The following is a 12463-nucleotide window of genomic DNA, read 5'->3' on the forward strand; positions in this document are numbered from 1 at the left end:
ACATCTTTAATAATTAAGTAGGTAGGCGTTAAAAATTATTAGACACCCCCCTTATCAAGGGGGGCAGGGGGGATCCCCCCGCCTATCAGCACCCCCCTTATCAAGGGGGGCAGGGGGGATCGAACCTAAAATTCATTTTTAATTTAATTATAACCAGCTACTTAAGATTTTAGCTTGGTTGAGAGATTGAACATTTGTACTAAAATTTCCAAGACGCAGTTTAAATCCCTGACAGCTTATAAACTTTAGCCGCTTAAATCGCACCATTGAGGGGAAATCCCCCTGAACTAGGTACGGTAAGCCCCTAGAAGCCAACAAACCGGTCAATCTAGAATAGTCTCAAGGGTATAAAAGTAATCTCTTATAGAAAATGCAGCCAACCAATCCACAACAATTTACAGAAAAAGCTTGGGAGGCAATCGTCAAAACGCCGGACATTGCCAAACAGAACAGCCAGCAACAAATCGAAAGCGAACATCTAATGAAAGCCCTTCTCGAACAGGAGGGATTAGCGGGCAGTGTCTTTAGTAAAGCTAATATTAGTCTAGCCCGTTTGCGGGATCGAACCGATGATTTTATCCGTCGTCAACCGAAAATCTCTAACCCCGGCGACTCGATTTATTTAGGTCGTAGTTTAGATAGTTTACTCGATCGAGCAGAAAATTATCGCCGAGAATTTGGAGATGACTTTATCTCGATCGAGCATTTGATTTTAGGTTACGCTAAAGATGATCGCTTCGGTAAAAATATTTTTCAAGAATTCGGACTTACCGAAAACAAACTCAAAGAAATTATTCAACAAGTCAGAGGTAGTCAAAAAGTGACCGATCAGAATCCAGAAGGCAAATACGAAGCCCTAGAAAAATACGGACGGGATCTCACCCAATTGGCACGGGAAGGTAAATTAGACCCCGTAATTGGACGGGATGACGAAATCCGTCGCACCATTCAGATTCTCTCGCGTCGGACTAAAAATAACCCGGTTTTAATCGGGGAACCGGGAGTAGGAAAAACAGCCATTGTCGAAGGATTAGCCCAGCGGATTATTAACCGTGATGTGCCAGAATCTCTGTTAGATCGGACTCTCATTTCTCTCGATTTAGGTGGCTTAATTGCGGGAGCAAAATATCGCGGAGAGTTTGAGGAAAGATTAAAAGCTGTCCTCAAAGAAGTCACCGATTCCCAAGGCAATATCATCATGTTTATTGATGAAATTCATACCGTTGTCGGTGCGGGAGCCACTCAAGGGGCAATGGATGCGGGCAATTTATTAAAACCAATGTTAGCCCGGGGTGAATTGCGTTGTATCGGAGCCACTACCCTCGATGAATACCGCAAATATATCGAAAAAGATGCGGCGTTAGAAAGACGTTTTCAAGAGGTTTTAGTAGATGAACCAAATGTGGTCGATACTATTTCGATTCTTCGCGGTCTCAAAGAACGTTATGAGGTGCATCATGGGGTGAAAATTGCCGATAATGCTTTAGTGGCAGCGGCACTGCTTTCTAATCGTTATATTAGCGATCGCTTTTTGCCCGATAAGGCCATTGATTTAGTTGATGAAGCGGCGGCCAAATTGAAGATGGAAATCACTTCCAAACCAGAAGAACTCGATGAAATTGATCGCAAAATTCTCCAGTTAGAAATGGAAAGACTTTCTCTACAAAGGGAATACGATCCAGCTTCGCGAGAACGGTTAGAAAAGTTAGAAAAAGAACTGGCTAACCTCAAGGAAGAACAATCGGGATTAAATGCTCAATGGCAAGGGGAAAAAGAGATTATCGATAAAGTTCGTGGGGTTAAAGAAGCGATCGAACAAGTTAATCTGGAAATTCAACAGGCCGAACGAGATTATGATTATAATCGTGCTGCGGAATTAAAGTTCGGAAAATTAACCGATCTGCAGCGGCAAATGTCCGCCCTAGAAACTCAATTGGCCGACAAACAAACCACCGGTAAAAGTTTATTAAGGGAAGAAGTTCTCGAATCGGATATCGCCGAAATTATCTCGAAATGGACGGGAATTCCTCTCAATAAATTGATCGAATCGGAAAAAGAAAAACTCCTCAATCTGGAAGAGGAATTACACGAAAGTGTCATCGGTCAAGAGGAAGCGGTCACAGCCGTGGCCGAAGCGATTCAACGTTCCCGCGCCGGTTTATCGGACCCCCACCGTCCCACGGCCAGCTTTATTTTTCTCGGTCCGACGGGTGTTGGTAAGACAGAATTGGCGAAAGCTTTAGCGCGCAATCTCTTTGACACCGAAGAAGCCCTAGTTCGCATCGATATGTCGGAATACATGGAAAAACACAGCGTTTCCCGTCTCATGGGCGCGCCTCCGGGATACGTCGGCTACGATGAAGGGGGACAACTAACCGAGGCAATCCGGCGTCGTCCCTACTCTGTCATCCTCTTTGATGAGATTGAAAAAGCCCATCCCGACGTTTTTAACGTTATGTTACAAATCCTTGACGATGGGCGCTTAACCGACTCTCAAGGTCATCTGGTTGATTTCAAAAATACCATCATTATTATGACCAGTAATATCGGTTCTCAATACATTTTAGACGTGGCTGGTGATGAGTCTCGTTACGAGGAAATGCAGGCGCGGGTGATGGAAGCAATGCGGAATAGTTTCCGTCCCGAATTCCTCAATCGTATCGATGAAACGATCATTTTCCATAGTTTACAAAAAGCGCAACTGCGATCGATTGTCAAACTACAGGTAGCCAATCTCAGTGATCGCTTGATGGAACAAAAATTAGCCCTGAAACTTGCCGATATTGCCCTCGATTATCTAGCAGAAATTGGTCACGATCCAGTGTACGGTGCGCGACCCTTAAAACGGGCAGTACAAAGATATGTGGAAACTCCGATCGCTAAGGCAATTCTGCGCGGCGAATTCAAAGGGGGAGACACGATTTTTGTCGATGTGGCCGATGAAAGATTGACCTTTAAACGGTTAGCTTCCCCGGTAGTAACTGCTTAATTAAGTAGGGTTTGCTGAAAAAGTTTTTCGGTGGTGGCAGGGTGTGGGGTGTGGGGTGTGGGGTGTGGGGTTTTACTCATTTTCAGGTGGTCAATTACCTAATTTTCAGGAAAAAAGTCCAGGGATTTTCCCCCCAATCACTCCAAAGTTCGGCACTTTTTGAGGTCAAAAAAGTCTAAAAACCTTATCCAACAAGGTTTTTAGATTTATTCAGCAGACCCTAAGTAAGGGTGGGCCATGCTCACCCTTTGATTATTATAGAAGCAGGGTATTTTTGCTTGAATCTATGACTGTAACACTGCTCGCACCACCGGCTGAAATAATTCACCTGTCCGGGATTAGCTGGAAAACCTACGAAACGCTGCTCGCAGAAATGAGCGATCGCCGTCTGCGGCTGACCTACAATCGTGGCAATTTAGAAATGATGGCTCCTTCGACCGGACACGAATTTAGTAAAACCCTCATCGGTCGCTTTGTCGAAACCCTAGCGGAAGAATCAACAGTCCCGATTTATCCCCTCGGTTCTACCACCTTTAAACGCCCTCAATTAAGCGGTGCAGAACCGGATGAATGTTTTTACATTGATAATATTGAGGCGGTTCGGGGGAAAAAGCGACTGGACTTAAATGAAGACCCTGCACCGGATTTAGTCATAGAAATTGATGTCACCAGCAGTTCTCAAAATCGCCTTCAGGTTTATGCAGATCTAGGCGTGGCAGAGGTTTGGGTTTATAATGGGGAATCTCTGGTTATCCAACAATTACAAAATGGCAGTTATATCACCTCCCCAACCAGTCAATTTTTTATAAATATTCCTATTTCAGAGATTGCTATATTTTTACAACAAGCTGGCCAGACAGATTACCTAGAGTTAGTAAAAGCATTTCGGAATTGGGTAAGAAGTCAGCTGAAAAAATAAATCTGAACCGGAGTCTCAAAAATGGAAATTAACAAGTTTTCCTTTTGGGTCGTCGGTCGTCAACACCAAATCAGGTTACACTTCATCGACCCGAAGGTTAATGCGGATGGAGGGACTCGAACCCACACATCAAAGACACTAGAACCTAAATCTAGCGCGTCTACCAATTCCGCCACATCCGCAAATATGTCACCGTATTTCATCATAGCATAAGATACTATAGGAAAGATAAAATTTTTTATTCTTAATAATTTTATGCTCTTAGGTTTTGTCTTTCAGTCCCCCGGCCCGATCCTCTGGGAGATCGGACCGATTTCGGTGCGCTGGTATGGATTCCTCATCGCTATGGCGGTATTATTGGGTGTCACCCTCTCCCAGTACCTCGCCCAAAAAAGAGCGATCGATCCGGATTTAATCGCTGATTTGACCATTTGGTTAGTACTGGGGGCCATACCTGCAGCCCGTCTGTACTATGTTCTCTTTCAGTGGCAAGAATACGCGCAAAATCCTGCTGATATTATCGCCATTTGGAAGGGAGGTATCGCTATTCACGGGGCAATTATCGGGGGTTTGCTGGCGTCCCTAATTTTTGCCCGCATTAATCGGGTTTCTCTTTGGCAATTACTCGATCTGGTGGCCCCTTCAGTTATTCTCGGTCAAGCGATCGGACGTTGGGGTAACTTTTTTAATTCGGAAGCTTTTGGCAGTCCGACTAATTTACCTTGGAAGTTGTTTATTCCTCCGGCTAGTCGTCCTTTAGAATACATCGCCGTCGATTATTTTCATCCCACCTTTCTCTACGAATCTCTCTGGAATCTGGCAGTTTTTGCCCTACTTATCTATCTATTTTTCTGGGGTTTAAAACACCCTAGTAAATTAAAAATTGGCACCCTTACCCTAGTCTATTTTATCGCCTACAGTCTAGGTAGATTCTGGATCGAGGGGCTACGCACCGATAGTTTAATGTTTGGGCCTCTAAAAATGGCGCAAATAATTAGTTTAGGAGCGATCGCTATCGGTATTTTCGGTTTATTCTGGTTATATAAACTGCAGCGTCCTTTACCGGATGTGGTGGCGACCGTCAGTTATAATCAAAAGTTACCCTAGCTAACCCTGACAATGGATCTAGTAACGATTTTTCAACAGGTTTTAAACGGTTTATCGATCGGTAGTGTCTATGCTATTTTTGCCCTCGGTTACACTTTGATTTTTTCCATTTTAGGGATTATCAATTTTGCCCATGGCGCAATTTTTACCCTCGGTGCCTATTTTACCTACGCTCTAGCGGGGGGAGTTTTCGGTTTTAATGGTTTATTGGCTAATGCCAAATTACCCTTTTCCTTACCCTTTTTTTTGGCACTCTTGCTAGGCTGTATCCTTTCAGGTTTCACCTCGGTTCTTCTGGAAAGATTGGCCTTTAAACCCCTCCGGGTACGGGGTTCCGATTCTCTCTTAACTCTGGTTTCTAGCCTAGGGGCAGCCGTGGTGATTGTCAATGTCATTCAATACTTATTCGGGGCAGAAATTTATACTTTTCCCGATGGTATTTATGGCAATCTTCCCCCCGCAATTAATTTCGGTACAGCTGATCGCCCCGTGGCAATTCGCACAATTCAGATTATTATTTTTCTGGTTTCAGCAGTTATGGTAGCTTTACTAACTTATTGGGTTAATTTCACCAAAATGGGCAAAGCTTTACAAGCGGTAGCTGAAGATGTCACCACGGCCAGTTTGTTGGGAATCAATCCCGAAAAATTTATTGTGATTACCTTTTTTATCAGTGGTGCCTTGGCAGGTTTAGCAGGAACTTTAGTCGGTTCTAGTGTTAGTATTGCTGGACCCTATTTCGGCATTGCTTTCGGATTAAAAGGTTTAGGAGTGATCGTTTTAGGGGGATTGGGAAGTATCCCCGGAGCGGTCATCGGTGGTTTATTATTGGGTATTGCAGAAGCTTTTGTTCCCGCAGAATATTCTGGTTATCGAGAGGCGATCGCTTTTGCTATTCTCTTTATTATGTTGTTAGTTCGTCCCCAGGGTTTACTAGGCAGAAAGTTAATTCAAAAAGTCTAAGTCGGTTTAATTGTCCGCGAGAAAAACTGTTTTTCCCGACAAAGAAGATTGATAGGCAGCATAGGCTACTTCTAGGGCATAAAGACTGGCTTGGGGAGTAACATAAAGAGGAACCCGATCGAACAGATAATCTAGCACCATGGCGGTATCTTTGGCAAAAAGACCGCGACGGGTTTCCACTTCTAAAGCTTGGCTACCTTCACTATTAATTAACTGCCCTTTTTCGCCTTCAAAAATTAAGCTGCCCCCCTCCCCATGAATAGTGAAAGTTCGCTCATTTTGCCAAAAAACTTCGCCTTTACCGTAGGTAACTTCGGCAATTAAGCCATTTTTAAATAATAACTGCGCCTCACACAAACAGGCCAGAAAATAATCGGATTCTGGAGCATTCCAATAACGACAATGACAGGATACGGACTCCACTTCCCCAAATAAATTAGTAAAGCGATGGATACGAGAAAGGGCAGCGATCAAAGGAAAACCGAATAAATCCCGATGAAATGTCCAGCGCCGGAGTGCTGGTCTGCCAGGGACGATCGTGGTATAACGGGCTAGGTGGATATTGCCGAGGCTGGCTAAATACTGCTGTTGGGTTTGATGCAGTCCCCCCAAAAGTTCAATATGTTCGACGTGCAGTAATTTGTTCTCGGTTTCGGCTAAGGTGATTAATTCTGCCGCCGCTGCTGGGTGAAAAGCCAGGGGATACTCGACGATAACGTGCTTACCGGATTTTAAGGCAGTACGGGCGATCGAGGCATGGGCTTGATTAACGTTGGCAATGACAATCAGATCGAGATCGGGATGGCTGGCCAGGCTTACTGCCGAATCTAGGGCAGAAATTTGGTATTTTTGCGAGAAATTAGCGATCGATTCGGCACTATTACCGCTAACATACAAAAGCTGGGCGCGATCATCCGCTTGCAAGCTTTCAGCGCGACGTTGAGCGGCGAACCCTGTCCCAACTATACCAATTTTCAGGGGATGATTAGAAGTCATCGGGGGCATTCTGGCGACATTAATTATCGGGAAGTGGGGTGCGGGGTGTGGGGTGCGGGGAGATAGGGAGATAGGGGAATTTCAACTAATACCCCAAAACCCTAAAACCCCAACTCTCAACTCCTGAATACTTTCTACAGCAATTCTGCCTTTCCTAGCTTTATCTTGGCAATTAACTGCTCTATTATCTCAAAAATAGCACTCTAAAAGATGTGGGAGGGTGAATTCATATTTTTAATGGACAACGCCAATTTTTTGCTCCTGTTTAGGCCCCGGATCTTCTAAACTGCCGTCGGTTGTCGGGGAGCATGACGACGAGGGGAAACCACCACGGGAGTGGGCGACACCGTACAGGTTAATTCTAGAGACTGTTCTAAACTAACCACCCGATTGAGTTGTTGCCATTCAGTACTAAAAGGAGGCATCGCTAGAGCGCAGGCTTTCCAATGAGCTTCGACGGGAACATCTAGTTGTTGACAAGTGCCACCGCGCCGACCTTGGGTTTGATAGTATCGGCAGTATCGACAGGAAGAGGTAAGAAAGTTTGCGGCTTGCATGGGTTGGCTTTAAAAGGAAGATGATTATAGGGAACTCAAGGGATGACTCTCTTTTCGCTCTGTGTAATATTGTCCTACCCTGTGCCAAGGGTATTTTCCTGACTACCACAGCTAGAACTGATATGCCATATAGTTTTTAGTGATCCCCAAAAAAAATTTTATTTTTAGAATCTTTTAATAGTTACTTTGCAAAAAGCAGCACTGTCTCAAAACTGAAGAGTTCAACTCAGTTGTGGCCGAGGTTATTGGGTCTAGTATCAGCAATAACAGAACGGGGATCAAGCCTTAGCTCGATAGAATTGATGAATACAGGTTCAATTAAGACAGAAAAGATCGGCCAATTGATTCCTGACTCAAAACCACTCTTTCCACAATACTATAAAAAAATTGCATCTTTTACCCCGCCCGACTGGGCAAAACAAAAAGCACAACATTGCCAACGCTCAAGCTCTCCGGAGGGAGTGGGAGACTGACAACGAGGGCAAATTGGCCAGGATCGGGTTCTATGACGTATTTTCTGGCTCCAAGTCTCTAAAATGTCCGGTTGCTGGGGATTTTCTGGCGGTTTTTCTGGGGTGACATAGCTAGGATGATCTCTGAGGGAATTAGGCGCGATCGCTTCTGGGGGAATTAACTGACTATCCTGCTGCCAACGGGCAGCAGAAAAGCGGATATCGCTCAAGGGAGTCTCTAACTGACTATTAAGCCGTTTTAATAAGCTATAGCGTTGTAAAGACAATTCCTGTGCTAAAGCGGCGCTACTGGTAGCCACCGATAAAACCCCGCAACTCAGGGAAAAAGGCCGGGTTTGCTCAAGCAGACGGGGATTAATAATTTTTGGCCACAATTGCAGCACTTGATCATAGTGGCGATATTCTTCCCAACCCGCCTGTTGAGTAATAACCGCCAAAATTTTGTCAAGAGAATGTAAAGACATAGGGAAAATCTAGGGAATACTACGTTAGACTAGGACGAAAAAACCCCTAAGTAGCTGGTTATAATTAAATTAAAAATGGATTTTAGGTTCGATCCCCCCTGCCCCCCTTGATAAGGGGGGTGCCGATCCCCCCTTAGTCCCCCCTTGATAAGGGGGGTTTCTGATAATTTTTAACGCCTACCTACTTAACTTTTCAGCATAACCCTATAATACCGTCATGAAATCCGATCGACCCCCATCCTCCCAAGATTTGCCCCTCTCGATCGTCCATCAACCCAGTTCAGCCATCGATCCCGCTCAGGAACCAGAATACCTAGAAGCTTCTGTCATTAACGTCTATCCCCAAGCTGAAGATGTCTTTTTTACCCCTTGGGGTATCCGGGCAATGGTGATCTTTTTAATTGCTAATAGTCTCCTCAGTCTCAATCAATGGTTAACCAATACTACCCCCACCCCGAGGAAAACTGAGAATTCCCCCCGCGAGCAGCGCCAAAATAACTCCCGCCACCTCGATCGATTGATAGCGATCGCTCGTCCAGTACAGAAAACTCCTCAAACCAGTCCGATCGTTAATATTCCCGCTCCTCCGGTTAAAACTAGCCCGATAACTAACATTCCCGCCCCACCAGTGGTTCAGAGTCCCCCCAGAGCTAGAAATCTGACTAATGCCCTCTTACCCCCGAATCCGCCACCGTCCCCAATGCCGGCCCATCAATTACCCGTCAGTAAGATCAAGCAATCTTTACCCGTCGCCCCCCCGAACCCCAGCACCCCGCCCGTATCTTCCCTAGTTTCTGCACCACCGCCACCACCGCCCCAAGTTACCCCCGCCCCCTCGACCGCGATCATTAACGAACGAATGTTGGAGGAATTGCGTCAAAGAGAAGAATCACCCGCTAATTTACCCTTTTTTCAACGGGAAAAAGCCCGTCGCTTGGCCAATCAAAACCGACAGGAGGCGGTGGAGTTAATGAAACAGTTACCGCCAGAATTACAAGCATCCCCTTCTCCCAGTAGTCCGGCACCTTCAGAAACAGCCGATCCCTCCCAGTCCCCCGTCCCTAGTTCTATCATTATTGATAGGAGCGGCACTTCGGTAAACTATTAGGGTTCCTATCGGGAGGACGGCAATGGGTTTGTTTGATCGCATGGGCCAAGCAATTCGCGCCCAAGTCAATAGTCTGATTCAGGAAAATCAAGATCCCGAAAAACTGCTGGAAAAGGCGATCTTGGCGATGGAAGGGGAATTGATGCAAATGCGACAAGCCCTGGCGGCAGCCGTCGCTACCCAGAAACGTACCGAGCGCCAACGACAACAACAGGAAAAAGCGGCCCAAACTTGGCACGAACGCGCCCAATTAGCCCTACATCACGGTAACGAGGAACTCGCCCGCCAAGCTCTCAGCCAATGGCAAACCTATCAAAGTCAGATCGCCCCCCTACAAACCTCCCTGCAACAACAGACGGCTATTATACAAAAGTTAAAGAAAGAACTCTTGACAATTGAACGCAAATATGCTGAGATGAAAGCACAAAAAAGCCTTTATGTGGCCAGATTGCGATCGGCGAGTGCCAGTCAAAAAGCCCAAGAAATTATGGGCAGTTTGAACAGCAGTCAGATGGGAACTATTTTCGAGAAATTAGAAGCAAAAGTCTTAGAAGCCGAATCCCAAGCCGATTTAATCCAGTATAAAGACCCCTTAGAGCGACAATTCCAAGATTTGGAGGGACAAAAACAAATTGAAGCGGAATTACTCAAGTTAAAACAAGAAAACTTGGATGGGTGATGTGGGAAGTGGGGTGTAGGGTGTGGGGTGTGGGGTGTGGGGTGTGGGGTGTAGGGTGTGGGGTGTGGGGAGAAAAAAGCTGTCTCCTGACTCTTGACTCCTAACTCCTATCGCCTATCCTAGCTCTCGTGGTTTATATTAGAGAATAAGCCGTTAGGCAAGATAGGAAATTTTAAGAACAGTTAACTGATTTAGTACACACCGAGAGGAACAAGAGCGTCATGGGTTTATTCGATCGCCTTAGCCGAGTTGTCCGAGCTAACCTCAATGATATGGTGAGCAAGGCTGAAGATCCAGAAAAAATGCTGGAACAAGCTGTCAGTGATATGCAAGAGGATCTAGTACAGGTACGTCAAGCGGTCGCTAGAGCGATCGCCGAACAGCGACAAACGGAACAAAAATACAGCAAAGACCAGTCAGAAGCCAATAAATGGGAACAAAGAGCCAAATTAGCCCTTTCTAAAGGGGATGAAACTCTCGCCAGGGAAGCTCTTAAACGCAAGAAAGATTTCACGGAAACCGCCGCCATTCTCAAAAATCAACTGGATCAGCAAACGGTACAGGTAGATAGTCTGAGAAAAAACTTGATTGCGCTCGAAAGTAAGATTTCTGAGGCAAAAACCAAGAAAAATATGTTAGTAGCTCGCTCCAGAGCCGCAAAAGCTAACGAAGAAATCCAAAAAACCCTCGGCAGTATCGATACCAGTAGTTCCATGTCCGCTTTTGAGCGCATGGAAGAAAAAGTTGTGCAGATAGAAGCCCGTAGTCAAGCGATCGGTGAATTGGGTGGCATCGACATGGAACGTCAATTCGCTGCACTAGAATCGGGTAGCGATGTGGAGGATGAATTAGCAATGCTGAAAGCACAAATGTCCGGGGGAGCATTACCGGGTACAGCTTCTAGTCAACCCACTTTACCCCAAGCAACCACCGTCAGGGATTCGGCAGTGGATGCGGAATTAGAGGAATTGCGATCGAAGTTGAAAGAACTGTAAAACTTTGAGAGCGTCGAGACGTACCATCTACGGTACGTCTCTATTTATTAATTTTGTTGTTGAGATAGGGAATATTAATTGCTAGTCATAATTAACCATCACTATTATGCGGGATGATTTATCTAATTTACGTTCCTCAATTATCGAAGTAATTGCCTTACAAAAAAGAGCCGAACAACAGTACAACCAGGCACAAGCTGAGGTTTTAAAATGGCAAGAAAGAGTTAAACTCGCCCTAGATAAAGGTGATGAGTCTCTGGCACAAGAAGCTAATATAAAGAAAAAACATCACATTAATACCGCAAATATTATTAAAAATCAACTGGAAAAACTGAATATCCAAGTTGATAAACTGAAAGAAAAATTGCCAATTTTAGAAAGAAAGATTAACGAAAAAAGTATCGGCAGTATAGATACTAGCATTGACAAGGCGGTTTTTGAAGTCCCAGAGGGAAAAGTTAGACAATTGCAAGATCCTAGTCAAATTTATGACGAATTGGACGGGATGGCAATCGAAAAGAAATTACCAAGATTAGACATGGCCGAAATAATCACTTTACAAAAAAGAGCAGAACAACAATATAATCAAGAACTAGCGGAAATTTTAAAATGGGACAGGAGAGCTAAATTAGCTAGATCTGAAGTAGATTATTCCCTTGTTAGAGAAGCTTTTAGACAAAAAGAGAATCATATTAATATCGCCAATATTATCAAAAGTCAGATCGAACAAATTAAAACTCAAGTCGATACTTTAGCAAAAAACTTAACTATTTTTGAGAATGGGAACAATAGTATTTACCGTTCAGCTTTTGAGCGCATGGAAGCAAAATTTATGCAGTTAGAATCCAGTAGTCAAGCTGACGGTGAAATCGGTGGCATCGGCATGGAACATCAATTCACGCTAGAAGCGGGTAGCGATGTGGATGATGAATTAGCACTGCTAAAAGCACAAATGTCTGGGGGAGTATTACCCAGTACAACTTCTAATCAAAGCAATTTACCCCCAGCAACTACCGTCAGCGATTCAGCAGTAGATGCAGAATTAGAGGAATTGCGATCGAAGTTAAAAGAACTGTAAAACTTTGAGATTGTCGAGACGTATTACAGCCCTTCTCATCAATATGAAGTATAGCCTAATCTGGTATCTAAGACCGAAGACTGGCTAATGTTAACCGTTTCGGGGTTCCCCAGAACAAAAACTTTGTACCTCATC

Annotated in this window: 12 protein-coding genes and 1 tRNA gene; 9 read left to right on the forward strand and 4 right to left on the reverse strand. The window is 44.7% G+C overall.

All coding sequences use genetic code 11. The annotated features are described in order from the left end of the window. Positions 1-370: 370 nt before the first annotated feature. From clpB to MAE_RS27025, 3 genes are all read left to right on the forward strand, one after another. Positions 371-2989, forward strand: a complete 2619-nt coding sequence (clpB, locus tag MAE_RS27020; RefSeq protein WP_012268305.1) for an ATP-dependent chaperone ClpB — start codon at positions 371-373, stop codon at positions 2987-2989. Between the two features lie 11 nt (positions 2990-3000). Continuing rightward, positions 3001-3168: a hypothetical protein gene (locus tag MAE_RS33675; protein ID WP_012268306.1), complete on the forward strand. Its 168-nt coding sequence runs from the start codon at positions 3001-3003 to the stop codon at positions 3166-3168. Positions 3169-3275: 107 nt separating this feature from the next. Next, complete coding sequence (locus tag MAE_RS27025) at positions 3276-3908, forward strand: Uma2 family endonuclease (protein WP_012268307.1); 633 nt, start codon at positions 3276-3278, stop codon at positions 3906-3908. A gap of 101 nt (positions 3909-4009) precedes the next feature. On the opposite strand, the gene MAE_RS27030 is transcribed toward MAE_RS27025, so the two are convergent. Then, positions 4010-4090 (reverse strand) — tRNA-Leu (locus MAE_RS27030). A gap of 73 nt (positions 4091-4163) precedes the next feature. On the opposite strand from MAE_RS27030, the gene lgt reads away from it, so the two are divergent. Both lgt and MAE_RS27040 read left to right on the forward strand, forming a co-directional pair. Next, complete coding sequence (gene lgt / locus MAE_RS27035; protein ID WP_012268308.1) at positions 4164-5015, forward strand: prolipoprotein diacylglyceryl transferase; 852 nt, start codon at positions 4164-4166, stop codon at positions 5013-5015. 12 nt (positions 5016-5027) lie between these two features. Continuing rightward, positions 5028-5978: a branched-chain amino acid ABC transporter permease gene (locus MAE_RS27040; protein WP_002757675.1), complete on the forward strand. Its 951-nt coding sequence runs from the start codon at positions 5028-5030 to the stop codon at positions 5976-5978. A 6-nt stretch (positions 5979-5984) separates the two neighbouring features. Here the strand turns inward: MAE_RS27040 and MAE_RS27045 are convergent, their stop codons facing one another. From MAE_RS27045 to MAE_RS27055, 3 genes are all read right to left on the reverse strand, one after another. Beyond that, on the reverse strand, positions 5985-6983 hold the full coding sequence (locus tag MAE_RS27045; RefSeq protein WP_012268309.1) for a Gfo/Idh/MocA family protein: 999 nt from the start codon (positions 6981-6983) through the stop codon (positions 5985-5987). Between the two features lie 272 nt (positions 6984-7255). Continuing rightward, entirely contained in the window at positions 7256-7531 is a 276-nt protein-coding gene (locus MAE_RS27050; RefSeq protein WP_002797302.1) for a hypothetical protein, read from the reverse strand. 376 nt (positions 7532-7907) lie between these two features. Beyond that, a complete protein-coding gene (locus MAE_RS27055) occupies positions 7908-8468 on the reverse strand; it encodes a DUF721 domain-containing protein (RefSeq protein WP_012268310.1) in 561 nt (186 codons plus the stop codon). Positions 8469-8685: 217 nt separating this feature from the next. Here MAE_RS27055 and MAE_RS27060 point away from each other — a divergent pair, with 217 nt between their 5' ends. The 4 genes from MAE_RS27060 (at position 8686) to MAE_RS27075 (ending at position 12328) form a co-directional block, all read left to right on the forward strand. Beyond that, on the forward strand, positions 8686-9576 hold the full coding sequence (locus tag MAE_RS27060; protein ID WP_012268311.1) for a hypothetical protein: 891 nt from the start codon (positions 8686-8688) through the stop codon (positions 9574-9576). Between the two features lie 22 nt (positions 9577-9598). Then, complete coding sequence (locus MAE_RS27065) at positions 9599-10255, forward strand: PspA/IM30 family protein (RefSeq protein WP_002782332.1); 657 nt, start codon at positions 9599-9601, stop codon at positions 10253-10255. Positions 10256-10476: 221 nt separating this feature from the next. Beyond that, positions 10477-11250: a PspA/IM30 family protein gene (locus tag MAE_RS27070; RefSeq protein ID WP_002757681.1), complete on the forward strand. Its 774-nt coding sequence runs from the start codon at positions 10477-10479 to the stop codon at positions 11248-11250. 106 nt (positions 11251-11356) lie between these two features. Further along, complete coding sequence (locus MAE_RS27075; RefSeq protein ID WP_012268312.1) at positions 11357-12328, forward strand: PspA/IM30 family protein; 972 nt, start codon at positions 11357-11359, stop codon at positions 12326-12328. Positions 12329-12463 lie beyond the last annotated feature (135 nt).

It is taken from the genome of Microcystis aeruginosa NIES-843 (assembly GCF_000010625.1).
In the GTDB taxonomy this organism is placed as follows: domain Bacteria; phylum Cyanobacteriota; class Cyanobacteriia; order Cyanobacteriales; family Microcystaceae; genus Microcystis; species Microcystis aeruginosa.